Genomic DNA, 25116 nt, shown 5'->3' with positions numbered 1-25116 from the left:
ACCTTTCCTGTCTAAGCCCTGCGGCCCCCTCGTGGCCTCGGGGCTTTTTTTATGCCCGGAGGCAGCGCCTATGGCGAACGATGCTCAGAAGATCCGATTCGCGCCCGGCGGGGGCATCTTTGTCGCCCCCGCCCCAAATGGGCTCCCCACCGGCACTCAGCTGCCCGTGGATGTCGGCGACGGTAAGGCCGTCCCGACCGGTTACAAGGCGCTCGGCTATGTCGATGAGGGTGGCGTCACTATTACGCCTTCGATCGAGACGGACCCGGTTAATGCGTGGCAGTCTGCTACCCCGGTTCTGTACAACGTCAAGTCTGCGAGCATGCAGATCAAGGCGACTCTTCTGGAGACCAATCAGCTCACGTCTGAGCTGTTCTGGGGTGCCCCCTGGATCCCAGTCAAGGACACTCAGGGCCAGGAGACCGGGACCTATCGTCTCGACCTTTCCAGCACCCCTGAACTCCAGGAAATTACCCTGGTCGTGGACTGGTCTCAGAAGGGCGTTCGGTATCGCTGTGTGATTCCGCGGGCGATGATCTCGGATCGTGGTGCGATTACCCTTCAGCGAACTGAGGCCCAGAAGTACGAGCTCACCATCAGCGCTCTTGATGCGAATGGCAGCCTGGGCTACGTCCTGACCAACGACTCCATTAAGGGAACCGGTGGCGGCGTCACCCCTCCGGCGCCGTTCGCCTCGACGGTCACGGTTCCTGGCTTTGCCACGAACGATGGCGCCAACACCGCATGGACCGCTCGGGTTGCCGCATCCGGCATTACCAGTCCGGCAACTGTGAAGCTCCTCAACGGCGCCAGCACTGCGTTTCAGCTTCAGACCACTCTGACTTCTGATGGCACCTTCGACGTGACCATTCCGAAGCCTCAGACGACTGCTGAGATCAAGGTGACTCACGCCGGTGTGGATTACTGCTACACCGTGGCTGACAAGACTCAAACGGGTTCCTCGAAGACCTGCACCGTCGTTTCCGGCTAACCAGCCGAAGGCCCTTGCCGGGGAGGGCTCATAGTCCCCGGCCCCCATTCTTCCCTTTTAGATGCTGGAGTTCCCCCATGGCTGCTGCCAAGAAGACCGCTGCCCCGAAGTCCGTCGCTGCCGCAAAGGCAGAGGCCACCGAGTCCCCGACGACCTTCGAGCACGCTGGCATGACCTTCAGCGTGCCGGCGCCCCTCGACATGCCGCTTGACCTGCTGGAGGCCACTGACGAGCTGGAGGCCGTTCGGCTGATCGTGGGTGAGGAGTCCTGGGCGGAGTACCGCGCCACGCGGCCCAGCATCCGTGACTTCCAGGCCCTCGCCGACAAGGTCAACACGGCTCAGGCCGGCTCGGGAAACTGATTGCAACCGTCCGCGTCATCCAGGAGCACAGTGAGGCCCTGGAGGCCGATCTCCTGGAGTTCTACGGGGTCGATCTCCTGGACCTCTGGCGCGGACGGCTCTCCCTCCGTCGTGTACACGTGCTGATCTCCGCCCTGATGCGCCGGCCGGGCCGCTCCTTGCTCCTGGCGGAGCTGGACGAGACCGCGCAGTGGGGCACCGCGGAACACCTGCTTGCGCGGATGTCCGATGCGCTTGAAGCGTCCAACTACCTCTTCATCAAGGCCAATTCGTCCGACACGGACGACCTCCCCATCCCGGAGCCAGTGCCTCGGCCGGGCGTCGATCACACCGAACTCGGCACCGCTGAGTCGGACTTCGCCGATGGGCCAGGGGTGGCCGACTTCTTCGCACGAATGAATTCACTCTGACCTGGAGGCCGCATGGCGCCATCAACTCGCGGCCCGATCAAGGTTGGCAGCGGCTACATCGAGATCAGCACGGATCTCAGCCGGGAGTCCCTGACCCGCTTCAAGGCCGACCTGACTCGGCAGATGGAGAAAGCCGGCACCGAGGCCAGCAAGGCGCTGTCGGCGGCGGCCACCAAGGGGTTCGCCGACCTGCCGAAGGCTGCCGCGACCGCAGCCGCCAAGGCCAAGAAGGCCGTCGAGACTGAGGGTAAGGATTCCGCGGAGACCCTGGCGCGGATCGAGCGCCAGTTGACGACCCAGTTCGGGGCCGAGGCCGCTCGGCGTTTCACTGAGGCCCGTCGACTCGAAGAGCAGAAGCAGGCCCTTGCCGAGGAGACGTCGACCGCCACTCAGCGGGCCCTTCGTACTGCGGTGGCCCAGGAGACCGAGGCTGCGACGGCTCGCAGCCGGCTTACCCAGCAGCAGGAGCGGGAGCGCATCACCAGCCTCCGCCGCCAGGCCGAGGAGGCAGCTCGGGCAGCACGCGAGGAACAGGCCCTCCGACAGCGGGCCCTTGAGGATGAGGTCCGAATCGATCGGGAGATCGAGGCGACTCGTCTTCGTCTTGAGCGCGAAACCCAGGCCGCCATCCGGGAAACGGCCCTTGTTCGCCAGGCCGCCCATCGCGATGCCCTCCGGGACCAGATAGCCCAGACCACCGCCGTTCGGGACGGGCTTCGTCAGCAGCTCGCCCAGACCCGCACGATCATGTCTCAGGTCAGCTCCTCGCACACCAGCGCCCTCACCCGAATGCAGGGCGGCTGGAAGAAGTTGACGGAGGGTACCGAGAAGTTCGGTACGTCGATCACCGAGACGGGAAATCTCCTCGTCAACAAGATCGTGGCCCCTCTCGGCCTTGCGGCTTCCGCCGCAACCGCGATCGGAGTGAAGTCCGCGGACGCCATGATCTCCTCTCAGACCGGCCTTTCCGGGATGGGTATCCAGCTTAAGGATGTCAACTCGCTTCTTGAGCAGATGACTTCCTTTGGTGTCGAGACGCCTTACTCGATCACCGACATGCTGAAATACGGCACGCGTTATGCGCGAGCCAATGCAGCTCATAATCACGACTTCAACTCGACCGACCCGGAGAAGAAGTCCAAGGGATCCTCCGAGGTCGCTCAGCGATCCGTGGACATGGTCCGTATGATCGGCGACTCGGCCGCATACGGCGGCGTTCTCGACCCGGTCATGGTGTCTCAGGGCATGTATGCCCTTGAGGTGATCCAGGACATGGGCCGAACGCCGCTCCGAAACCTGAAGCAGCTTGAGCGAGCAATTGGTCTCCCGGCTCAGCAGATCGCGAAGATGGTTGGTTTCAAGGACCGCGCTTTCACTCCGGCCGAACTTAAGGCCAAGGCGGAGATGACCAAGCAATCTGGTGCCATCCTTGAACAGCCCGCGACTTACGAAGCGTCGGCCCAGTTGATGGATTTCATGGCACGAGCCAAGGACACTGGGGGCTTGTCCGGCGAGCAGTTGATCCAGAAGCTTCTTGAGCACTGGAAGAGTGAGCCAAACTTGATGGGTGCCGCCAAGCGTATGGGTGGCGCAACCATTTCCGGGCGCCTTGAAAACATGAAGGAGAACGCCCAGTTCCGCCTTGGCAAGCTGTTTTATAGCGAGGGTGAGGACGGCTCCTACAACTACACCGGGCTCGGCCAGAAGATCATGGGCCACAAGGTCACCCAGGACGGCGTAACCACCTATGAGGGTGGCCTTCTGAATGACGTCCAGGACATCGGCAAGTCTGCTTTCCCAACGCTCAAGATCATGCTTGAGAAATTTATCGGTGCCTTGTCGAAGCTGACCGAATGGATCAAGAAGGCATCGGAATATCTCGAAGAGCATCCAGCGCTTCGGGATCTCCTGGTCAAGGCCGCTCAGCTCGCGGCCGTTTTGGGCCCCGCCGCCATCGTCGTAGGAACCCTGGCCAAGTTGCTGGGCAAGGCCGGGAAGTTGGCCGGCACTGCGTTCGGCCTGGTCTCGGCCCCCGTCACGGCTGCTGGTCGAGGTGTCCGCGGAGCAACCCGTGTGGCCCGTCAGGCCCGTGCCGGCGTCGCCTCCCGAGGCGAGGGTGACGGCTTCCTGAGCGGCTACCGACAGCGCCGGATTGAGCTCACCGGCGGTACTGCTGGTGACGAGCGCCGCACCATTGCTCAGATCCGTGACCTTGAGCAGCAGATCCGGGAGGCGGACCGCCAGACCGCCGAGCTCCGTCGGGAGCTTCAGGCCGTCAACAGCACCGAACTCCGTTCCATCATTCAGGAGTTGTCTGGTGGTGGTCGCAGTGTCGAAAATGCGGCCCAGTCCGCGAGGGCCGAGGTCCACCAGGTCCAGATGCAGGGGATCGAGCCTCTGAACAGGGCCTCGCTCAGCGCGATTCAGGCCGAGCTGGGTGACACCGAGCAGAAGGCCGAACGCCTGACGGCTGCTCTTCGTGACGCTCAGCGCGAGGTCACCCAGCTCGATGGCAAGAGGCTCGTAGGCCTGAAACTCCAGCTCGACGGCGCGCACGGTGCAGCTGGGGATCTGAAGGACAAGATCGAGAACACGGCCCTGGCCGTGGGGCAGCTCGACGGTAAGAACCTCAACCGGCTTCGAGCCGAGTTCAACCAGGTCCACTCTGCGGCCAACGAGGTCTATGACAAGGTCGGCATGGGTACCGGCGCCACTTCGGTGGCCGGCCGGGTTGGCCTCCTCGATCAGCGCTCGCTGTCTGGTCTGCGGTCGGAGTTCTCGCTTCTGCACAGCTCTGCCGATCAGGTCCACGAGAAGGTAGGCCAGGGCACCGGAGCGGGCTCGGTAGCTGGCCGGATAGGTCTTCTGAATCAGAGGTCTCTGTCCGGGCTCAAGAATGAATTCGATTCGGTCTACAACGCCGCTGACAACGCCTACGGCAAGGTCGGTCAGGGGACCGGAGCGGAGAGTCTTGCCGGTCGAATAGGCCTTCTGAACGGCCGGTCTCTCAAGGACATCAAGGAGCAAGTCGAGAAGCTGAGCGGTGCCCTGAACACCGCTCACGGGCATGCCGAAAACCTTGACAAGTCGATCGACAACATCTCGAAGAAGGCGCCCGGCGGCTCCAACTCGCCTGGCCCTTCAAAGCCGGACAACAAGAAGAAGTATGCGACTGGTGGCATCCTCCCGGGCTATGCGCCCGGGGTCGACTCCATCCCGGCCATCCTTTCTCCGGGTGAGGCGATTCTTCGACCTGAGGTCACCGCGGCTCTTGGTCCAGCACTGATTCATGGTTGGAATGCGGCGGCTCGAAAGGGTCAGCTGAGCCGGTACGCCGGCGGTGGTATCGCTGGCCGTCTCGGGTTCAATGAGATCACAGAGGCTATCCGCCTTCAGAATCTCTGGCCGTACGCAACCGGGGCGACAAACGTGATGACGTTTGCCAGGTCCTCGGACGACATCGGCGGTGACGCGCGGGCTGGAATGATCGGCGTTGGAACCAATACGTCTCGGTGGATTGGTTCCGGGGTCGCCGACCGCTTCAAGGGCATGTTCGACTTCGTGACGGACGATTCTTGGAAGCTCCTCCGACGGGTCCCGACCGTTCTCGGTCAGGTTGCCGGTATTGCCGGTGGAACCCTGGCGCCGATTCTCGGAGACTACTTCTGGGATGACGTGTGGAAGGGCAACGGGAACATCGTCCAGCGAGGCGGGAAGTTCCTCGGGGACACTTTCTCGGTCAACACTCTGAAGGAGGCCGGGAAAAACCTCCTTGGCGGCACCTGGGAGTCCATCAAGGCCCTAGTCGGGGGTGCCAAGGACCTCATCACCGACCCCATCGGAAGTGTTACCGAGGCATTCAATTCGATCTGGGACATGGCCTCGTCCGAGACGGATCAGCTTGTGGACATGGTCAAGGCCATCAAGGATATTTACGACGCGCCCGGCGACTACGCCAGGTCGGTCTTCATGGATGTCCTGAGCACGGCCAAGGAAGCCATGCCCAATACCGAAGGGCTTTTCGACTTTGGCAAGGACGAGAAGGTCAATGCGAGTGGCATTCCGAAGGAAGCGCTCAACTTCACGGATGTCCTAGGTGGAAAGCTCGACCCAACCGGGGACCAGGTCACTCGGTGGCGCCCGACAGTTCAGCGTGTCCTTGGGGAACTCGGGATCGGCATGGATTACACCGACCTGATTCTTCACCGAATCAAGGTGGAGTCCGGCGGCGACCCGAACGCGGTGAACAACTGGGACAGCAACGCACTCAATCCGAATATCGGCGCGAGTGCGGGTCTCATGCAGACCATCCCGGCGACCTTTGCCGCTTATGCCGGCCCCTACCAGTCTCTCGGTCGCCTAAATGGTCTTGCATCCATTTATGCGGGCCTGAACTACGCCATCCACCGTTATGGTGCCGGATGGCCTCAGGCCCTCTCTGGTAATCAGGGCTACTGGTCGGGGACGCTTTCGGCGTCGCCTGGTCTTCGCCTTGTTGGAGAGCATGGTCCGGAGCTGGTGAATTTCCGGGGTGGTGAGCGGGTGCACGATTCCGCAGATACTCGCCGGATGCTCCAGGGCAAGACGTACGAGATTCACGTGCACGAGGCAAAGTCGGAGGACACCACACAGGCCGTTCTGCGGGCCATGCAGTACGCGGAGGTTATGTCAGCCATGTAGCAGTCATTTGGAGGCCCCATGCCAATTCCGGCAATTACGCCATCGGTCAAGGACCAGCAGCCGGCACCCCTACCGCTGCCCCCTCAGCCGGTGGCGTGGGGTCACACCCACGTGACGATTACGGGCTCTAATGGTGAGGGGGAGGAAATCCCCCTCACCTCCTTCGCAAACCGGGAATGGCCAGCCATTCTGATTCAGGCCGGGGCCACCGGCTTGGACATGCCTCCCGTGGAACTCCATGCGGACGACAGTCCGAACTTGGACGGCTCCATTTACCGAGGCTCCCGAGTTGCCGCCCGTCAGATCATGATTCCGGTCTACCTCCACGCGGTAGACCGTCGCACTCTCAAGGACCTCAAGCGGCGCTTGATCTCAGCACTCAACCCGAAGAACGGGTTTTGTGTTCTGAAGTTCACGGAAGGCGACTCTCTCACCCGAACTCTCTACGCCTATTACAAGGACGGGATGCAGGGTGACGAGGGCACGGACAATGCGGGCTTTCGGTTCATGAAGTACGGGCTCCAGCTAACCGCCTTTGACCCCTGGTTCTACGGCCCCGATATGCAGGTTGCCGAGTGGCAGTTCGGTGGAGGGAAGCCCTTTCTCAAGACGGGAACGGCCCTCTTTCCGTTGAAGCTCACCAAGGGCGTTCTGTCTAGCAACAACATCCCTGTTGTGAATCCGGGCGACGTCGAGGCATGGCCAATCTGGGAACTCACGGGGCCCGTCCGCGGATTCAAGATGACGGGTCCGAACGGTGCCTCAGTCGGCATTGCGGCAGGCCCTTTGGGCAGCCCTGACGCCGTGCCGGCGGGGCGCACTCTCACTATCGACACCCGCCCCGGGGTGAAGACCCTCAAGGACGACCAGGGCTCCAATTACTGGACGCGGGTGGACGCCTCCCCGGCTCTCTGGCCGGTTCCGGCCGGAAAGTCGGCGGTCTCCGTCGACCTGGTGGCCGGCGGCTCAGCCGCCACACTCAAGCTCACTTTTCGCCCACGCTACGAAAGTTACTGACGCCTATGAATTACCGAATAGAGGTCCGAGACCGAGACCTGAATCGGGTCGGCGTCATCGACACGTGGATCAAGCTGGATTTCATCGTCCGATTCTGTCAGCAGGGTTCGTTTCAGATGCTCGTGAAGGCTGGCACTGATCAGGCGAACCTGTTGCAGAAGGGAGGCGGTATTGCGATCTACCAGGAAGGTGTTCCCGATCCCCTCCTGACGGGGCAGATTGAATTTTTCCAACAGTACTGGACCGTTGAACAGCACACTGGTCCCGGTAGTCTCTATGTCGGCGGGAAGTGTGACAACAAGGTGGCTTACAGCCGCCTCGCCTTCCCCGAGCCCGCGGTGCCCATCTCGGAGCAATACAGGGCCCGTGCGACCCGCCAGGCCGCCGGGTCCGCGAGTAGGGCCCTGTGGTGGGAGCTGGAGCACTCTGTAGGCGCCTCGGCCCTCCCCGACCGCAGGATTTCCGGCCTGTTCCTGACCGAGCCGCCCGACCTTGGCACGCAGGTCCACGACTCCTTCCGCTTCGATGGTCTCGGGTCCACCTTCGAAAAGTGGACGGAGGGCAAGGATTTCGGATACCGATTCCTTTACAACCCCGATGTGAAGAAGATCGAGCTTTCCGTCTTCAAGCCCCGCGACCGGTCCCGGGACGTCCGATTCAGTCCCGAGCTGGGAAACCTGCGGGAATTCATCTGGACGCTGACAGCACCCCGGGTCACCCGCGTCATTGTGGCCTGCCAGGGCGAAGGTGAAGACAGGTATCTCTTCCAGAGGATCGACTCTGATGCCGAGACGGAATGGGGCGTGCAGATTGAACAGTTTCTCGACCGCCGCGACCTCCCGCTGAAGACTGATCCCGCCACCGGCCAGCCCGTGAAGGCCAAGCCGGACACCACCGACGCAGAGTTTGAGAATGCGAAGAAGGCCGTTGAGGCCGCCGCGGACAGCATCCTTCAGCAGGGCGAGAAGAACGGCAACTTCCAGATTTACCCGGTCGACACTGAACAGATTCGCTTTGGCCGTGACTACATGGTGGGCGACCTGGTAACCGTAGCCATCGACGGGGTTGAGTACGTGGACATCGTCCGCGAGGTGAACATCTCCGTTGAGGATGCCGGAAAGTTCCTGACTATCCGCCCGAAGATCGGCGAGCAGGGCACCGGCGATCCCCTGAACTTGTACAAGACCGTCTCCGAGCTTCGAGAGAAGCTGAGGAAACTCGAAGCGAGGATGTAATGGCAGAAGTCAGTTACCCGTTTTCCCAGGCCAATGCCTCTGGCGGATCCGAAATGGTCTCTCAGCTCCAGTGGCAACAGATGGCCCACCTGTGGGGCGGAGACCGCGTTGATTTCCAGCTCACCAGCGGCACCTATGACGCCGCCGCCCTCCCCTTTGCGTGGAAGGTGATCAACGGCCGTACCATCACGCTCGACCCCGGTAATGCGTGGGTCGGCGGTTTCTACTACCAGCTCACGGCGATGCTCAGCGTTGATATTGACCCCAATCCGACCGACAAGCCGCGAAAGGACACGGTCGTCATCCGGGCGGACGTCGTCAAGGGCTCCGTGAACATCGCGGCCGTCAAGGGCCAGCCGAGCATTTCGCCAATCGCTCCACAGCCTCAGCGGGCGCCAGGCCAGCGCTGGGAAATGGTTCTCCTGGAGGTCGACGTGCCAGCCGCCAATGGGGCACTCTCGGTCTACTTGCGCGCGAGCTTTGACCTCCCGCGAGCCGTCGCAACTCCCTGGAACACCCGATCCACCGCAGACTTCGTCCCCAAGGGCACTTTCGTATATGACCTCGATGTCGACGGCGGCGATTCCCAGTACGAGGCATTCACTGGACGGGACGGGTACATGGTAACCCGCCACCTGGGAAAGGCTCGGCCTTTCATCCCGAGCCTTTGGGGCGTGGACTCCCAGCCCGCCGATGTCGACCGTGTGTGCCGGTGGCGCTGGATCGCACCCAACACCGTGCATTTCAACATGAAGATCCGAAACCCCACGCCAGCCGACATTGTGACTACGGGTTGGTACATGCAGGCATCCCTCCCCCAGTCCGCCAGCGGGAAGACAGCCCAGACCTTCGAGGGCTACATAGACAATCCGAGCGGGAACGGCGGACGCCCCTGGCTGAGCCAGGTTCGCGGCATTACGTGGGAAGGAAATTCGACCAGCACGGTGAACCTCTTCACTCCCGACTCCTCCGGGCTCACAGTCCTCCCCGGAATCCCTGCTCATTCGACCCTGTACCTGTCCGGCACCTACGAATCCGACATCTTCGCCGAGTAAGGAGGAACCCCATTGGCTCGAAATCTCTTCGGAGGCACGGCTTCTGACGTAGCGGAAAGCGTGAGTGGCGCCCGGATCCCCGGCGCGGTCGGAACGGTCTGGGACGGCCCGTCAGCCGGTGCGGCCCAGATCACCGACCTAACCGACACCACCGGGGCCCCGATCCTCCAGCTCGTGGCCGACCTTAGAGGGATGGTCCCCAGCTTCTACGGGCCGCCTTCCGGGGTTGAGCGTATTTGGGTGGACTTCGGGGCCGGACGGGTCGGACTCGTTTCGACGACGGTCGGCGAGCGCCTGGTTCAGCACCAGGCCGCCGCGGATCCGCACCAGGACCGCGCCTTCACCAACGAGCGATTGCTGAGCTTCTTGCCCTTGGCGGGCGCGGACCTCCAGGTCCCCGCCGGAACGGACTGGGCCCGGTGGGTGGTGCCCTCGACAGCTGACACCACAGGTTCCGCCTGGAAGGTCAAGACGGTCGACGGCACGCCGTACACCCGAGTCCTGAACTCCGGCTCGGTCCTGGTCGACACCATCGGCGTCCGCGCCGCACTGTGCATCGGGGCGCCGGCCTACGGCAGCGGCCAGGCCGTCATCAACATCACCAACTCGAAGGCGACCACTGCAACTACCGCTTCGGTATTCCGAGTTCAGGGAGACGGTTCGGTGGTGTCAGCAGGCTCCGTGACGGCCACGAACGTCGGCTCGGCCCGCCTCTTTAGCGGCCCCAACGCGCCTTCGAGCCCTAAGGCCGGGGATGTGTGGGTGCAGTATGCCTAACCAGCTGAAGGTGTGGTCCGGCTCCACGTGGGTGGATCAGACCCCGAAGGTCTGGAACGGGTCGAGCTGGGTCTCTTCCCCTCCCCTGTACTGGGACGGGGTCGCGTGGATGAGCGGGGCCCCGGCGCCCAAGGAGTTCCCGGCCTATCAGGCCAGCACGCGGGCCCTGGTCGTAGACCAGCCGCTCCCCGAACTCGCTCTTCCCCCGGTTCGCACGAACGACTTCATCGTCTCCATCTGTGTCAGCTCCGGTGCGGCACCGGCACCGCGTTTAGTCACTCCTGCTGGTGCGATTCCGACCCAATACACGCTCGCCAGTGGCCTGTTGGTGGCGGTGGCCGTCTGGCCCTGGGAGCCTTCCCGGGGCACCTCGGTGGTTTGGGACGTGGGCACCGCCCGGAACGCTGCCGTAATGAATCTGGTGTACCGAAACGGCGATGTCTCCAACATCGGACTTACCCCTGTGGTTGGCATCCGGGAGTACACCAACACGAACACGCTGCCCCTGATGGCCTCGACCGGCTACCGGAATCTCTATGCCGCAGTCACGGTGTCCAGCTCGCTTACGGGCCTGGCCTGGCCGTCCGGTGTTGCCGCCCGGGATCAGCAGCTCGGGCAGTTTGGCATGAATCAAATCAGCCTGATGGCTGCCGATACGCCGGGCGCCGGCGGTTCTCCCGGCGCCGTACAGCTCGACACCACCGTTTCTTCGGCTGCCGTGGTCCTCATCTCGGTTCCGGGAAAGTCGGACGGCAAGCCGACCTGGATCCTCGGCGACCCCGTGGGGTCCAGCCTCGGCACCACTACAATCCTGGAGCTTTGAATTGATTCCACTCCCCACCCTGAAGAGCTGGGTATCCCGACAGGTGATCGGCCCTGCCGACATGAATTCCCAAGTGTATGACGTACACAACGCGCTGTATACGGTAGCCAACGACCACGAGACGTCGATCAACAGGCTCAAGGCCAACCCCGTTCTCAGCGTTACTCTTCAGAATTCCATCGTCCTCGGAGCGAACGCCTCCACCGTCGTCTACTGGAACACCTCAAACCCCCTTGCCCGGGTCGGAACCTGGGCTACAACCGACGGTGGGACCATCAAGGTCCCCGAATCCGGCACTTATCGTTTCACCATGAACTACGGCGGGTGGAGTACCGACGCGGCCACCTGCAAGGCTCACGCTTGGATCGCGACCGACCCCGGTCCGTCCTCCGGCGCGTTCCTCTACCCGCCCGGCGGAGGGGACGCATCCACCACCTCTTTCACTTTCGCCGCCACCCTCGTTGCTGGTCATTCATTCACGGCCTACGTGGTGGCTTGGTGGAATGGCTTCCAGTCGGACGCCGGCCCCGGCGAGGATCGTAAGTCCTGGACCCTGACCGTGGAGAAGATTTCTGGCTGAAGGAGGCCCATGACCCCTACTGACATTTTCGGCTATGCGGGCACCGCGGCCTCTATTACTGCCGCACTGGTCATGGTTCGAGCGTCCTGGCAGATGAATTCAGCTCAGATCTGGAGAGGCGAGGCAGAGGCTCAGAAGAGCAGGGCCGACCGCCTTCAGGACGACCTTGACGAGATCAAGGACCGACTGACCCGAATCGAGTCGGAAAACCGCCGACTGGTCGAGCTGATCACGACGCTCGACCCTTCCCGGATTCGCTCCGGGCTCTAATTCTTTCATTCATCCCCGAGGGACCAGCCGTGTGGCCGGCCCCTTTCTCCGTGCCCTGGAGGCAGCTTGAATCAGGTATCAGAAGTTCTTCGGATCGCGTCCGGTGAGGTCGGCTATCAGGCCGAGCGGGCGCCCGGTGAGCGTCCGTCCGGCCACCAGAAGTATTCCACTCAGGTCCCCGGCCTCGAATGGTCCAACTACCAACCATGGTGCGCAACTTGGGTCTCCTGGGTGGCCATGAAGGCGGGCGTCCCCAGCCTCTACCCGCGTACCGCATCCTGCGCTGTCGGTGTCGACTGGTTCCGGTCCCAAGGTCGCTGGAGTGCCTATCCTGCGATCGGTGCCCAGGTCTTCTACGGGCCGAACGGTGGCACTCACACCGGCCTTGTCATCGCGTACGACGAGACTTCCATCTACACCATCGAGGGCAATACCTCACTGAGCAATAACGCCAACGGCAACAAGGTGATGAAGCGGGAGCGCCGCCGTCGGGATTCCTACGTCTACGGCTACGGCCTCCCAGCTTTCGAGGAGGGCGTCACCACCGCGGACCTCTCCCTCAAGGGGCGGCCGGGCTTTACCTACCAGGCCGCCGCGTCCAGCCCGGCCGGGAACTCGGGCGGCTCCACCTCCGGTCCCTCGACCCGCACCGTCACCGTGAGGGCGGGCCAGACCCTCACCGCCATCGCGGCGGCAGCCGGTATCGGCCTGGCGTCGCTCCTGGCGCTCAACCCAACCGTGAAGGACCACCCCGACCAGGTCCACCCGGGTGACACGATCACGCTGCCCGCCGCCCCCGACGGCGGCCAGGATCCGCAGCCCAACCCGGAGCCTCCGGCCCCGACTCCGCCACCGGTTTCCCCGCCGGCCTCGAACCCCGTCAGCGCCTTCCCCGGTGCTGGCCAGTTCGGTCCAGGCGCGAACAACGCCAACGTGACCCGGCTCGGCGAGCTGCTGGTGCAGCGCGGCGCGGGCCGCTTCTACTCGCAGGGCCCCGGCCCTCGGTGGGGTGAGGCCGATCGTCAGGCCGTCCGGGCCTTCCAGGAGGCACAGGGATGGACCGGTAGTTCCGCGGACGGTATCCCCGGCCTTCAGACGTGGGCTCTCCTGCTTGAGCACCAGGGCCGCGACATCCCGGCTGCCGCCACGGCGAAGCCGACCACTCCCCCGTTCCCGGGCGACTCCAAGTTCCACGCGGGGGCGGTCAATCCCAGCGTCACCCTGCTCGGTAAGCAGCTGGTTCGCCACGGTTACGGGCGTTTCTACGCCGTTGGTCCTGGCCCTCGATGGACCGAGGCCGATAGGCGCGCGGTGCAGGCCTTCCAGCGTGCTCAGGGCTGGCATGGAACTGCCGCCGATGGCTACCCGGGACCGCTCACCTGGTCCCTTCTCATGAAGTAATCAATCCCCAAGGGAGACACATGAATTCGTTCATTTCCACTCACGCCGTCCGCGTTGTGGCCGCCGTCGCGGCCCTGGTCCCACTCCTGGCCGTCTGGTACCCCTCGATCCCGTGGGAGGCCCTGGTGGCCGCTGCTGCGGCCCTGCTCGGTGCCGGTGAGCTGGCCCAGCGACACGAGGACAACAAGACTGTCTCGGCTCTTCACGAGACCTCGCCCCTGGACTCCGCGGCCTGGTACCAGGCCCAGCTGACCAAGCAGGAGGCCGAGCAGAACACCCACTGCGACTGATTCACAACCCAAAGAAGCCCCTCCCCTTTCGGGGAGGGGCCTTTCCGTGTTTCCGATCTACCAGCCGACCACGGAATACCGCTCGCCCTTGAGGTACCGATCGATTCCGGCCTTGTTATAGGGCTGGGCATTCTCGGGGAGGTCGTTGATCGGGTACCAGTCGACTCCGGCGCACTTGGCCGGCTCGGCGTTGTACGGCTCACCGTCCCACTCGGAGGCGGCGAGGAACCAACCAACGCGCGCTTCACCCTCGGGGTTGCGGTAGTGCATCACGTGAACGATCTGGACAGCTTCTCGGTCGACCCTGATGCCCACCTCTTCTTGGGCCTCACGGATCGCTGCCGAGATCACGTCCTCGTCCTCCTCGATCTTCCCGCTGGGGAGGTTGAGAAGGCCGTCGCTGTAGCCGGTGTTGGCGCGTTCGGCCAGCAGGACAAGACCGTCACGTTCAAGGATGAGCATGGCGTCGTTGATTGGGCGTTGGGGCTGCACCTGGTCCTCCGGAGATGTGTCTCAGAAGGACGATAGGCCACATCAGTGGACGTTGATGCCATTGCCGTGAAGCGCCTTGGCGATCCACTCGACACGGGCCTGTGTGGTAAGTCCCTGCGGGAGGTCGAGGACCGGCACGCCAGTGGCCCGGATCGCCTCGTAGACGGCCGTCTCGGTCTCGTCCTGAAGGTCGAGCACCTTCGCTCGGAAGCGGTCCCCGCCGGCCTCCTGGTCGTAGTGGTCACGACAGTGGATCACCGCCTCGTATGCAAGAGGCATCCAGGAGTTGCACAGGGACTCGACCGACCGTAGGACGGCGCGAACGTGCGGGTCGTCCTGGTCCAGGACGAGCCTGGCATACGCCAAGACGTTGGCCGGCGTCTTGTCGGTGATCAGCAAACTATGGTTGCGTGCGGCCCGCATGGTGGTGGTGAGCTGCACCGCGAAGGTGTCGAGCTCGGCGACGAGATCGAAATCGCCCTTGTTATGGAGGACGATTTCCTCCATGAAGGGACTCACCCTTGCGGGTTCCCCGGTGGCCGTGACGTTGACGCCTTGTTCGCGGTAGTGGGCAGCGAGGGCATGGACCAGGGTGGTTTTGCCAGCCGCCGCCGTACCTTCGACGGCTACGACCGCGCAGTCCCGGATGGGCATTGATCCTCCGACAGGTTCTTGAACGTCTCGGATTGGAGCCAGCCCCAACGGCCGGCTGCCTGGTGGGCGATCATGCTGTTCACGTTCGGCCTGGTTCCGCTCCAAGAGGTGAGTCCTGCGACCGCGGCGGCGACAAGGGCGGTTGACAGGGAGTGGCGCAGGTTCAACGTGCTCACCCGTTCACGAGCCTCTGTGTCACCCCTCTCCAGCCATTGACGGTGGAGCGCGGTCATCGACGTGCCCCGAAGCTCCGGCTGGGTCACGTCGAGACCAAGTTCGGTACAGACGTCGACCAGTCGGCGGGACGTGCCGGTGAGAAGGTCGCCGGAGTCGTACCGGGTGTCGACAATGCGAGGCCCGGCTTCGGGTACGGTCCGCCGTCCGTGCCAAGCCTCCCGGGCCTCAGTCACTGGGGCCGGTGCGCTGTGTGCGGCGAGGACGCCGAGGTCGGCACACAACTGGTGTCCGGTCAGCAGATCGGCACTGTCCAGTGCGGTGCGAAGGACGCCTCCGGCGGTACTGACGAGGTCAGGGACCTCTTCCGCGCTCTCCACATAGAAACTGCTGAAGTCGTACGGCAGGCGTGCCACATCGACCACTTGGTCCCCTGCTGGGATGTCGATCCACACGATCGACAGGCAGAACGGCCTGTTGCCGTTCTTGATCCGATAGTTCTTGGTCCACTCGACATCGACGGATGCCACACGAGTTGCCGCCCGCGTCGCACGCGGTGGGTCGAGGGGCTTGGTAAGGGTGCTGATCGTGAACAACTGCGTGCCTTCGTTCTTTGCGGCCGACATGGTGGGGCCCGGTCTGGCCGGGCCCCACATGGACGCTATCGACCCTAGGGGGCACCGGCGTTGAAGACCGTGGGGAAGGCATCCCAGGCGACCGCGGTTGCAAGCTGGCCGAGGTCGAACCCGTCCGGCCAGTCAAGCAGACCCTTCTGCTTTCCGGCCAGCAGAGCCACTGCCAGGGCCTGGAGGAGCGCTGAACTGCCGAACTTCTCGACAGCGCCCGCCGGGTCGGTCTCAGCAAGATCCTGGATATGGTTGGGGGGGATCAGCCCGCCGTCCCCGACCGGGCAGTGGAGCCTTACGGCGCGACATGCGGCCAGGACCGACCATCCGTCGAGATCGACGTCTTCGGCCGTGTCAACGAGCGGCGCCGTTCCAGGCTCGCGGACCCTGCGATCGGCCCATGCCTCGACCATGGCGCTGATGCCGCGCGTCCGCCCGCCGGCATAGTTGATCAGGGCATGGGCGTCGTCGAGGAAGGCGTGCCACCCGATACCGGCGGCATCGCGTCGGGCCTGGACGAGTAGCTCGTCGACCACGTCCACAAGTGCGGCCTGGTCCTCGGCGCCGGCGACAACCACCCGGTAGCCGAAGTGAGCGGTGGTCGGGTCAAGGATGGTGGTGGCGGTCCGGTGGACCGGGACGAACACGGCAGCGATGGCAAGGGGGACTGCCCGTTCGCCGTCGTCCGTCCACTGCACTGCGAAACCCGCGGTCAGCCGTACATGCCTGGCGACGGGCCGTTGGTCCGCGCTGAAGGGGATTTCAGGCCAGCCCAGGTTCGTGAACTCACGCACCGGAGGCCGTCCCCGCATGCGCGGTGGAGCGGATCGAGGCACCGAGGTACTTGGCGAAGTGGTTCCGCTTGAAGCGGTACCTCCTCCAGATCTCGTCGATCGGCTCTTCCAGCAGGTTTCCGAGCGGTTCGAACAGGTCCTTCTGGTCGTAGACGGGCCAGGCGTTGGTCGTGCCGTTGGGCTCGACAACGATCATGTGACCCTCGTTCTCGGGGGTCCAGGTGGTGAGGCGGATCGCGGGGCTCCACTGCATCGTGGTCCGCAGCTCAAGGAGCCGGCCGAAGGTCTCTTCGGCCTCTGCATCGGTGATGAACTCGTTCGGGTCGAGCTTGAGGGCGTTGCCCTTCCTGAGCGGCATGATCAGCTTGACCTTCCCGGCGTCGAGAACATCGGCAATCTGCGCCGTGAACTGGAGCGCTGAGAGGGTGGAGCGGTATACGACCGAGGACAGGGAGATCGGGATCCCTTCGGCCTGAAGCGCCCGAATGCCCGGCATCACCTTGTCGTAGTCGCCCCGGACACGGTTCGTGATTCCGCGGGGCCCCTCCAGGCCGATGTTTGCGAACGCGACCTTCCCGGCTATCCGCTTCGCGTGCTGAAGGCCATGGGTGGCGTTGGTCGGCACCGCCAGGACGAAATCCTCGTCGGCGAACATGTCGACGATCTCTCCGAAGTCCTTCCGCATGAGCGGTTCCCCACCGGACAGGAAGAGTCGCTTCGTTCCGGCTAGGTTGTCCCGCATGGTCTCCAGGTGGGCGAGCGTGGGATCCGGGAGCTGCAACGTCTCGGAGCAGAACGTGCAGTCGAAGTCACAACGCTTGGTGACCTGGAGGATCACGGAGAGGGGTGCGGTCGCTCGTTCGACAAGTGCCTGGATGTCGAGACCGGGAGCCGCAGTGAAGTGGTGCCCCCTACCGAAGCTGATGCCGTTGCCCAGCTCGGTGGATGTCCGGGGCGGGACGCTCGGAAGTCCGAGGTCGGTCATGGAATTTCCTCCCTGCCGATGGTTGGTGTCCAGGTGGAGACAACCGGCGCTAACCGTCCTCCTCGGTCAGCGCCGGCCCCCGCAGGATCAGTAGTCACGTGACACAAGCGGGAGTTGTACCCGGCAGACCAACCCTGTGGGGGGGAGGGAGTTGGTCTGCCGGAGTTCGGGAAGTCAGATCGCCGGCATGCCGCCCAGGAGCAAGGGCAGAACCGTACGACGGTCGACCGCGGTGAGGGCCTGCTCGACCAGGCGGGCATAGTGCGGGTCCATCAAAATCGGAATGTCGTGACCCTTGACCCAGAACAGGGACTTGACGTCGTCCGGGAGGAGGTGCCGCATCACCGCCGCTTCGTGGTCCTCCGTCGCCGTCCCGCCGTCGAAGACCAGCGTCAGCCGTTCGGGGAAGACGTTGCCTTCCGTGTGGTCGACGGCCACGACGTCCTTGAGGGGAAGCACGAGCCCGGTCACGATCTCCACGTGACGTCGGGCCGCCAGGTGTGGAAGTTCGTTGGACTCGGCACTGCCTCCCGGAAGCACCAGACCACGTTGGTAGGTGGTGGCCACCATCAGAACAGCACCCTCAACGTTGCGAACGAGTGCGTAGTGGTCGGACCGCCTCCGGGGCGGACTGGCGAGGATCGTGTCCATCATGGCTGCTCGATTCGCGCAGGAGGGATGGAGAAAGGGGGACCCCCGCCCGTCCTGCTGGGGGCGTAAACGGGCGGGGGCGCTCACGGGAGGAATCGCCCGGAGCTTCCCGAAGGGGGATGTGCGGTGTCCCCTTTCGGGCATGTGGCCCCGCCCGTCCCGCTGTGGGTGGCAGGACGGGCGGGGCTACCCCGTCGTTCCAGAGACGGGGTTCCCCCCTGTGCACCGCATGCCAGGGGGCGGGGTCCGCCGTGTCGGTCGACACGGCGGGGCTGGTACCCGCCGCGCTGCTAGGGCAGCTAGGAACGCGGCGGGGGCTTGGGTCAGGCCAGTTCGTCGGGCAGTACGACAAAGAGCGTGAGGGGCACGTCCTTGGCGATGCCGAGCACGGCACGCACCTCGTAGTCGACGGACCCGGCCAAGTGCTTTTCGGCATCATCCGCAGTGACCAAGGGCGTCTCGGTACTCCCTTCGATCTCCAGGACGTAGCCCTCCGCGGGGATCACCTGGACCCGAACAACTCGCAATGCCTCAGACATAGTTACTCCTTGGGGATCAAGCGGGCCGCTTCCGGGCCAGTGGGGGGCGGACCTGAACGAGCCGGCCGTCGCGCTCGACCTCGGCGGTTCCGTCGCGGAGCATGAGTAGCCCCGGCGCGTTCGGATCGAACGGTCCGTCGAGAAGGCTGCGAAGCTGGATCCGACGTCCGCGGGCCTCGACCTCGACCCGGAAGCCGGCCCGCTCGTACAGCTCAGCAAGCTGCTGGTCGAGGTCGGCCGGGCGGTTCACTCCCAGTCCCCCGTCCTCGGCGGGAGTTGAGCAACCAGCTCAGTCCGGTGAATGAATCTGTCGAGCGTCGCCGAGCAGTTGCCGCAGACAGGGACGCTGACCAAGTCGCCTTGCCGATTCAGCGCGTAGTAGCCCGGCGCCACCTGCCGCCGCTTGCCCCCGCAAGGAACGCATCTCCCCAGACGGCCGGTGCGGGCCGTCACGGCTCTCCCTCCTGTCTACGGCGCAACCACTTGTCGGAGATCGGGAGGGCCCCGATCGAGCAGGCCGAGAACACGAGTCCGACCACCAAGCACCAGGGCCCCCGCGGGCCGTGTCGGATCGGCCAGCCGACGCCGAGGGCGACGACAGCGCTGACCGCAACGACGATGGAGTACATCACGGGTCCCACGATGCCGAGTTGGGGCAACTTGCTGTGGTGCTTCACGCGTCTCCAATCTCACCTGCGGTTCGCGGCCGGCTGGGGTGCTGAACCTCGACTCGTCGCGGTTCGGGGAGCGGTCGAATGTGCTCCGGCAGGGTCGTCCACTCGCAACCGCCGGCCTCGGGGCGCAGGTAGGACTCCCCCTTGAGGCTGTCCATGTAGACCCCCTCCAGCGGCCTGCCGGACGCTCCTTTGTGGGCCAAGTCCCGGACAATTTCGCCGACTTGGGGTTGATGCGTGCACCTTCTCGCACGTGGGGGCATGGGGGCTCCAGGGTTGCGCTTCGCTTTCGCGCCATCGCTTCGTGTAGCCATGGTGGACCGTCAGGATCTACGCTCGGAAGGCTTCAACCCTTGACAGTTCTGACGAGTTACAAGGTGAGGGCCAACCGTGGAGATCGTGGAACCAGAGCATGTGTCATCTCCTGCCATCCGCTTTGGCAATGAACTTCGCAGGTCAAGACGCGCAAAGGGGCTCTCTCAGGCCAAGCTTGGCAACCTCATGGGCTTCAGTCACGGGCTCATCTCGTACATTGAAGGAGCGAAGAAGCCTGTAACTCTTAACTTCGCAGTGGCGGCCGACCGAGCGCTCGGGACCGGACGGATGTTCTGGGAGCTGTGGCGTCAGATCGAAAACGCCAGCTTGCTGGAGGGCTTCGAGGAGTTCGTCAAGGAGGAGGCCCGTTGCAAGCTCATACGGACGTTTGAACTGAACGTAGTCCCGGGCTTGTTCCAAACCGAGGCATACGCCTCTGCCTTGGCCAACGCTGCCGTGTTAAGGCGAAGCATCACCGCCAGCCAGGCCACCGAACGAGTGCGGTTCCTCATGAACCGGCAGCGGGTTCTCCGAGGTGAAGGAGCTCCGTCCGTGCACGCGGTCATGGACGAGAGCTGCATCCGCCGGCCGGTCGGAAGTGCGGCCATCTGGCGCGACCAACTTCAGCACCTGGAGAGGCTGGCGGAGCGGCCTGGCTTCACAATTCAAGTTGCTCCTGCGGCCCTGGGGGAGCACATCCCGTTCACGATGCCAGTTGTGCTACTGACCTTGCGCGACCGGTCAGTCATCGGCTATGCCGAGTCACAAGCTCGTGGCATCCTGGAACGAGACCGTAGGACCGTTGACGCGTGGGGTAGTGACTACGATCAGCTCCAGGTGGAGTCGCTCTCCAAGGCGGCCTCACTCGCCATGATCCGCGCTGCTCGGAAGGACCCCCAATGATCGGCCCAAACCTCGACCTGACCGACGCCAGGTGGCGGAAGTCCTCTCGCAGTAACAACGGGGGCAACTGTGTGGAGGTCGCCGACGGGTACATCGGCGTCATGCCCGTCCGTGACTCGAAGGACCCGAAGGGTCCCGCTCTCGTCTTCCCAGCCGGCGCGTGGAAGTCGTTCATCGCAGGCATCCAAGCCGGGGAGTTCGGCGAAATCTGAACCGGGCCACCAGAACCAGGACCAGGAAGGCCCCCGCCCTGTTGGGCGGGGGCCTTCTGTCATCAGCCGATCCCCTCACCAGAAGGGTTACCGGCCCCAGGAGGCCACCTTGCGAGCCCACCAGGCCCGCGCCGTCGCAGTGTCGGCGTGCTCCGCCATGTAGATGAAGTTCTCGGGGACCGGGCCGACCACCAACTTTCCGGCCGGCTCGGGGGTGACCTCCACCGCGGTCTCCTGGTCGTCGGCCAGCTCGGCGGCCGGTTCCTCGACCTCCCGAATCTCCCCCGGCTCCTGGTCCTCGATGACCTCGACCTTGGTCGGCGCCAGGTCGAACTTGGCGACCAGGCGGCCGGTCTCCTCCCATGTGGGCAGGTAGGTGGCGATGAACTTCTTCCCGGCCCTCTGCTCGGGCCCGCTCAGGTGGATGCTGCACGCCTCGGCCTGCTTCAGCATCCACGTCAGGGTTTCGTATCGAACTCGCCCCTGAGTGCTGGTCTTGGCCCAGGTGCAGCGCTCAAGATCCTCCAGGATGCCGGGGGCCTCACCCATCGCCTTCTCCTTGCTCAGGTAGTGGGCGAGCGAGGCTGGGAACTTGACCTCGTGCCGGCGTTCGCGGGGGTCAACGGGAACGTAGTCCAGCTCATGGCGGATCAACACGCTCTTTGCGGCCGTCACCTTGCCAAAATTCCGGTCGGCCAGCCAGTCCCGGCAGATTTCCAGGAGAGCCCCAAGGGCGTCATTCGTCAACGGGACCTTAGTGGAGTTGTTCGACTTCCCCATGTCCAGGTTCTTGCAGGCGTTCATCAGGTCGAACTGTCCGGGCGTCTCGCACTCCATCTTGTCGGTAGCGTGCTTCCGCAGCGCGGCGGGCATGTGGGTAAGAATCTCGTGGCTCATGGCGTCTCTCTTTCCGGTCCGGCCTTCTTGGCTGTCGTCAAGGGTGTTCAGCACGGTTACTCGGAGCTGGTCCGTGCACACGTCGCAGTCACAGGTGTGGCGCATGCAAATGCACCCGGTGTCGTCACACAGGCGGTCCGGCCCGTGACCATTGCCCCGGTCGTACCAGGTCGGGTAAACGATGTGCTCTCGCGAATAGGGGTGGCCGTGAGGCAACGGCTGCTCATAGCAGGGCTGTTGCGATCGCCGGGCCGAATCCTGGTCGAGGAATCCGGCCCGGCATTCGGTGCACTGCAAATGCCCCTGCGGACGCCCTCGGAGGCGGTGGGTCACAGGAGGGCAAGGATGGGGTTAGCTGGCCGTTCGACAGCAGCCGGGGGCTTCCGCGGAACCTTGCAAACGAGAGCGGGGTCCAAGACCGGCCGCTCCGGCTTCGAGTTAGCCACGACCACGGTCAGCTTCGGCTTCCCCTTGGACTTCCCGGCCTTCCTCCCCTTGACCTTCACCGCCGGCTGAACCGCAGCCTCGACCGTCTTCACGGCCAACGGGATGGGTGCGGCCGCAACCTCCTCGACCTCACCGATCTTCGGGTCCACCAGGCGGTAGATCGTCGCCGGGGCGCCACGTGCGTGCAGCCGCCTCTTCACGGCCTCCACGTCGGGCATGCCTTCGGCCGCTTCCTTCAAGGAGGCGGCCGTCACCTTCGTTCCGAGCGCCCGCAGGACCATCGTGCTGGTGGCCTCCCCGTCGTAGCGAACCAGGACCTCCCGAACCAGGTCCTCCTTCGACTTCATCGGCTTGCCGCCCTGGTCGGCGGCCTCCTTCACCAACTTCTCCACGCTGTTCATCGAGTACGAGACAAAGGCCCAGGCCGCGTCTACCGCCTTCCTGGTGATCTTCGTCCGCTTCGTGGTTGCGGTGAGAACAGCCGCGATCCTGTGCACCTGCTCGGCCGCCCGTTCCATGTAGCTGGCCAGCAACTCCGGAAGTTCGGCCATCCGGTCCTCGACCAACGCACGGATTTCGTCGTACCGCTCGCCAGCCGGGCGTTCGAACTCCATGACGCGGTTCTGTCGAACCGCCCACTCGAACGCCTCCCGGATGGCCCGCACGTCAACCGAACCCGGCTTTTGATCGTGCGTCAGCATTTTCGACCGCTCCACCAAGATGGGCAGCAGCCGGTTGAACGAGCCTCCCAGGGCCTCCTTCGCCGACACGTAGGCCGCCCACTCGCCGGGGGTGATGTGGGCGTGGAAACCGACCAGCGGGCGGGCAACTGCCTGAAGCCCTTCCTTCTTCGTCCGGTTGGAGATCGTCTTGCCGTCCCACGCCTTGCGGAAGAGCGTTGAGAACCGAGGGCAGCGCCGTTGAAGCTTCAGCACCTCCGCCCACTCCTCTTCCAGCAGCAGAACGCGCCCGTCGATCCCGTCCAACTGGCCGGCCGTCTCCAGCTCGAACTTGTTCAACATATCGACCAGGGAGGGGCCAGAAGCCACGCCCTCCCGGGTCCGTGCGGAGAGAAAACCACCGATCACCGGTTGGAGGATCCGCATCGAGGTAGTAAGCGCAGTCCCCTTTCCGCCCGCCCCGGATCGACCCGCCAGGACCGTCCACACCACCACCGGGCGTCCACTCTCCAGGCGCACGGCACGACTGATCGCTGATGAGAACAGCGACAGGCAACCAGCCCACACCCCGATAGGGTCCGCTTCGCTGGTGGGCATAGCGGCTTCGACCGCATCCCCGAGGGGGCCAAACTTCATACTCTCGAACGCACTCATGATTATCTCCCTTTCTCTGTTAGGCGCTGACGCCGAGGGGCTCTACCACGTCCAGGGCTCCGCCCAACCATTCCCCGAACCGTTCCCCATGTTCTTCGCACAGGTCCCATTCCCTGACCCCGAGCGTGAGCCGAGAGACAGCGTCGATCTCCACTCCATTCTTGTTCCAGCACGCATTGCAGAACGTCTTAACGATCCGCTTCATTGCCATTTCAGATTCTCCCTTGCGTACGGGTGCCCATGGCAAAGGCTGGACCCCCAGGGCCCAGCCTTCACCAAAAGCGACCGCAGTTACTTCCAGCCGCCCCACCAGCTCTTGACTTCATCCACCGTTTTCGCCCCCTCGTATTCATCCTTCACGACAGCCCCGAAGTCGACCTCAGGGTCCCTCAGCGCCTTCTTGAAGGTGGCGGCGAAAAGGTCCATCAAGTCCATGTAATTCTCGCTGTCGGTCAACTCCTCCGCTATCAGGTCCCGGGCGTCCTCAAGGGCGAGCTTGATTTCGAAACTGGCGTAATATCCGGTCATCTCTAGTTCTCCTTCTCCATGATTTCGGGGCAACCCTCATGAGCTTCAGTGCAGGCATGAATCCCTAGGGCCGTGACTCCACCTTCGGAAAAGGCGAGGACCGCAAGGCCCTGGGCAATGCCCACCCGTGCTTCCGCTCGCCCCTTTCCTCCGAACTGAGCGACGTCACCATGAGAAGCAATCTGCTCAAGGGCCCGCTGCCTCACAACCTCTCGGTGCTCGGCTGATTTGGCCTTGAGGTCCGCAATGCAAAGTGGCAGGAATCCCAGAAGGAATTCCTGCCACATCTCCGGAACAGAGGTCTTCGAGCGAGAGGCCAGGACGACCCTGCCGAATATCGGGTGGGGTACGGGACTCACGCGGCAACCAACTCCGCCATGCGTCGAAGCTTCCACCGTTCCGCCTGCCAGGTATCCATGACGTCCTCGACCAGCATTCCAACCACTCGTTCCGGCTTGGGGTACTCGGCGGCGAGCCTGCCGCATTCCTGGAACAGCACCGCCAGCGCCGCCAGGCTTTCCCGGGCGCTCTCTATCCGAGCGATTTCAACGGCCTTATCCTCAACCGCTTCCGCATCCTGGCAATACCGCTTGACCATGCTCACAGCTCTACTCCTGTCGCTTCCTTGTATGCCTGACGTACTTCCTTGGGGATGGCCCCGCGTGTGCCTACCTTGAAACCGTTTGCATTGCCCCATACGCGGCAAGCCTTCATGTGGTGAGCATGCTCCCGCGCCCGCTGGCTTGATTCCTCAATGACGACCCATCGAGCGTCCCTTTGCTCTTGCTCGGCCCTCTCCTTTGCCGTCCGAGCGTCATGGGCCGGCTTGTAATTCTGGAAGTAGCGGATCTCTGGCGGGGTGACCTCAGAGGTGTTGTCGCGGTCGCGCATTCCGATTTCCACCATGTACGCCCGGACCTCTTCATCCGTCGGTTCCACGGTCATCCCTTACGAATCGGGCGGGTCCGAGTCTTAAGGTCCGGGTCGCTGGTCCACTTCT

Annotated in this window: 28 protein-coding genes; 15 read left to right on the top strand and 13 right to left on the bottom strand. The window is 63.8% G+C overall.

Annotation, left to right across the window (positions count from 1 at the left end; all coding sequences use genetic code 11):
* The first annotated feature begins 70 nt into the window (after positions 1 to 70).
* The 13 genes from ACIPYS_RS17835 (at position 71) to ACIPYS_RS17775 (ending at position 13891) form a co-directional block, all read left to right on the top strand.
* The gene (locus ACIPYS_RS17835) at positions 71 to 991 is read left to right on the top strand and encodes a hypothetical protein (RefSeq protein WP_400747148.1); all 921 of its coding nucleotides are present in this window, start codon (positions 71 to 73) and stop codon (positions 989 to 991) included.
* A 77-nt stretch (positions 992 to 1068) separates the two neighbouring features.
* A complete protein-coding gene (locus tag ACIPYS_RS17830; protein WP_400747146.1) occupies positions 1069 to 1353 on the top strand; it encodes a hypothetical protein in 285 nt (94 codons plus the stop codon).
* A 119-nt stretch (positions 1354 to 1472) separates the two neighbouring features.
* Entirely contained in the window at positions 1473 to 1763 is a 291-nt protein-coding gene (locus ACIPYS_RS17825; protein ID WP_400747144.1) for a hypothetical protein, read from the top strand.
* A 12-nt stretch (positions 1764 to 1775) separates the two neighbouring features.
* A complete protein-coding gene (locus ACIPYS_RS17820; protein WP_400747142.1) occupies positions 1776 to 6443 on the top strand; it encodes a hypothetical protein in 4668 nt (1555 codons plus the stop codon).
* 18 nt (positions 6444 to 6461) lie between these two features.
* Positions 6462 to 7460, top strand: coding sequence for a phage tail domain-containing protein (locus ACIPYS_RS17815; RefSeq protein WP_400747140.1), 999 nt, complete (start codon positions 6462 to 6464; stop codon positions 7458 to 7460).
* Positions 7461 to 7465: 5 nt separating this feature from the next.
* A complete protein-coding gene (locus ACIPYS_RS17810) occupies positions 7466 to 8695 on the top strand; it encodes a siphovirus ReqiPepy6 Gp37-like family protein (protein ID WP_400747138.1) in 1230 nt (409 codons plus the stop codon).
* Positions 8695 to 9750 carry a hypothetical protein gene (locus tag ACIPYS_RS17805; protein ID WP_400747136.1) on the top strand — a complete coding sequence of 352 codons (1056 nt, stop codon included), beginning with the start codon at positions 8695 to 8697 and terminating at the stop codon, positions 9748 to 9750. The genes ACIPYS_RS17810 and ACIPYS_RS17805 overlap by 1 nt, the downstream gene beginning before the upstream one ends.
* Positions 9751 to 9924: 174 nt before the next feature.
* Positions 9925 to 10527: a hypothetical protein gene (locus ACIPYS_RS17800; RefSeq protein ID WP_400747135.1), complete on the top strand. Its 603-nt coding sequence runs from the start codon at positions 9925 to 9927 to the stop codon at positions 10525 to 10527.
* Complete coding sequence (locus ACIPYS_RS17795; RefSeq protein WP_400747133.1) at positions 10520 to 11350, top strand: hypothetical protein; 831 nt, start codon at positions 10520 to 10522, stop codon at positions 11348 to 11350. Before ACIPYS_RS17800 ends, ACIPYS_RS17795 begins: the two co-directional genes overlap by 8 nt.
* A gap of 1 nt (position 11351) precedes the next feature.
* Complete coding sequence (locus tag ACIPYS_RS17790; RefSeq protein WP_400747132.1) at positions 11352 to 11930, top strand: hypothetical protein; 579 nt, start codon at positions 11352 to 11354, stop codon at positions 11928 to 11930.
* Positions 11931 to 11939: 9 nt separating this feature from the next.
* Positions 11940 to 12200, top strand: coding sequence for a hypothetical protein (locus ACIPYS_RS17785; RefSeq protein ID WP_400747130.1), 261 nt, complete (start codon positions 11940 to 11942; stop codon positions 12198 to 12200).
* A 66-nt stretch (positions 12201 to 12266) separates the two neighbouring features.
* A complete protein-coding gene (locus ACIPYS_RS17780) occupies positions 12267 to 13601 on the top strand; it encodes a peptidoglycan-binding protein (RefSeq protein WP_400747128.1) in 1335 nt (444 codons plus the stop codon).
* A 20-nt stretch (positions 13602 to 13621) separates the two neighbouring features.
* Positions 13622 to 13891 (top strand): hypothetical protein, encoded by a 270-nt coding sequence (locus tag ACIPYS_RS17775; RefSeq protein ID WP_400747126.1) that lies wholly within the window; start codon positions 13622 to 13624, stop codon positions 13889 to 13891.
* A gap of 57 nt (positions 13892 to 13948) precedes the next feature.
* Here the strand turns inward: ACIPYS_RS17775 and ACIPYS_RS17770 are convergent, their stop codons facing one another.
* From ACIPYS_RS17770 to ACIPYS_RS17735, 8 genes are all read right to left on the bottom strand, one after another.
* Positions 13949 to 14353: an NUDIX domain-containing protein gene (locus ACIPYS_RS17770; RefSeq protein ID WP_400747124.1), complete on the bottom strand. Its 405-nt coding sequence runs from the start codon at positions 14351 to 14353 to the stop codon at positions 13949 to 13951.
* Between the two features lie 72 nt (positions 14354 to 14425).
* Complete coding sequence (locus ACIPYS_RS17765; RefSeq protein ID WP_400747122.1) at positions 14426 to 15037, bottom strand: AAA family ATPase; 612 nt, start codon at positions 15035 to 15037, stop codon at positions 14426 to 14428.
* Entirely contained in the window at positions 15010 to 15837 is an 828-nt protein-coding gene (locus ACIPYS_RS17760) for a hypothetical protein (protein ID WP_400747120.1), read from the bottom strand. Before ACIPYS_RS17760 ends, ACIPYS_RS17765 begins: the two co-directional genes overlap by 28 nt.
* A 44-nt stretch (positions 15838 to 15881) precedes the next feature.
* Positions 15882 to 16631, bottom strand: coding sequence for a hypothetical protein (locus tag ACIPYS_RS17755; protein WP_400747118.1), 750 nt, complete (start codon positions 16629 to 16631; stop codon positions 15882 to 15884).
* Positions 16624 to 17616, bottom strand: coding sequence for a radical SAM/SPASM domain-containing protein (locus tag ACIPYS_RS17750; protein WP_400747116.1), 993 nt, complete (start codon positions 17614 to 17616; stop codon positions 16624 to 16626). Before ACIPYS_RS17750 ends, ACIPYS_RS17755 begins: the two co-directional genes overlap by 8 nt.
* 174 nt (positions 17617 to 17790) lie before the next feature.
* Entirely contained in the window at positions 17791 to 18267 is a 477-nt protein-coding gene (locus ACIPYS_RS17745; protein WP_400747250.1) for an NUDIX domain-containing protein, read from the bottom strand.
* A 323-nt stretch (positions 18268 to 18590) separates the two neighbouring features.
* Positions 18591 to 18806: a hypothetical protein gene (locus ACIPYS_RS17740; protein ID WP_400747114.1), complete on the bottom strand. Its 216-nt coding sequence runs from the start codon at positions 18804 to 18806 to the stop codon at positions 18591 to 18593.
* Between the two features lie 16 nt (positions 18807 to 18822).
* Positions 18823 to 19056 (bottom strand): hypothetical protein, encoded by a 234-nt coding sequence (locus ACIPYS_RS17735; protein ID WP_400747112.1) that lies wholly within the window; start codon positions 19054 to 19056, stop codon positions 18823 to 18825.
* Positions 19057 to 19870: 814 nt separating this feature from the next.
* On the opposite strand from ACIPYS_RS17735, the gene ACIPYS_RS17730 reads away from it, so the two are divergent.
* Both ACIPYS_RS17730 and ACIPYS_RS17725 read left to right on the top strand, forming a co-directional pair.
* Positions 19871 to 20698 carry a helix-turn-helix domain-containing protein gene (locus ACIPYS_RS17730; protein WP_400747110.1) on the top strand — a complete coding sequence of 276 codons (828 nt, stop codon included), beginning with the start codon at positions 19871 to 19873 and terminating at the stop codon, positions 20696 to 20698.
* Positions 20695 to 20910: a DUF397 domain-containing protein gene (locus ACIPYS_RS17725; protein ID WP_400747109.1), complete on the top strand. Its 216-nt coding sequence runs from the start codon at positions 20695 to 20697 to the stop codon at positions 20908 to 20910. The genes ACIPYS_RS17730 and ACIPYS_RS17725 overlap by 4 nt, the downstream gene beginning before the upstream one ends.
* Before the next feature lie 87 nt (positions 20911 to 20997).
* On the opposite strand, the gene ACIPYS_RS17720 is transcribed toward ACIPYS_RS17725, so the two are convergent.
* From ACIPYS_RS17720 to ACIPYS_RS17700, 5 genes are all read right to left on the bottom strand, one after another.
* Entirely contained in the window at positions 20998 to 21807 is an 810-nt protein-coding gene (locus tag ACIPYS_RS17720) for a hypothetical protein (protein ID WP_400747107.1), read from the bottom strand.
* 329 nt (positions 21808 to 22136) lie between these two features.
* Positions 22137 to 23588 carry a DUF3987 domain-containing protein gene (locus ACIPYS_RS17715; RefSeq protein ID WP_400747105.1) on the bottom strand — a complete coding sequence of 484 codons (1452 nt, stop codon included), beginning with the start codon at positions 23586 to 23588 and terminating at the stop codon, positions 22137 to 22139.
* A 291-nt stretch (positions 23589 to 23879) separates the two neighbouring features.
* Entirely contained in the window at positions 23880 to 24116 is a 237-nt protein-coding gene (locus ACIPYS_RS17710; protein ID WP_400747103.1) for a hypothetical protein, read from the bottom strand.
* Positions 24117 to 24471: 355 nt separating this feature from the next.
* Positions 24472 to 24720, bottom strand: coding sequence for a hypothetical protein (locus ACIPYS_RS17705; protein ID WP_400747101.1), 249 nt, complete (start codon positions 24718 to 24720; stop codon positions 24472 to 24474).
* Positions 24717 to 25061, bottom strand: coding sequence for a hypothetical protein (locus ACIPYS_RS17700; RefSeq protein ID WP_400747099.1), 345 nt, complete (start codon positions 25059 to 25061; stop codon positions 24717 to 24719). The genes ACIPYS_RS17705 and ACIPYS_RS17700 overlap by 4 nt, the downstream gene beginning before the upstream one ends.
* Positions 25062 to 25116: the final 55 nt, after the last annotated feature.

It is taken from the genome of Kitasatospora sp. NPDC089913, from assembly GCF_044748625.1.
In the GTDB taxonomy this organism is placed as follows: Bacteria; Actinomycetota; Actinomycetes; order Streptomycetales; family Streptomycetaceae; genus Kitasatospora.
Note: the sequence above shows the minus strand (reverse complement) of the source record. Positions and strands in the feature narration are given on the sequence as shown.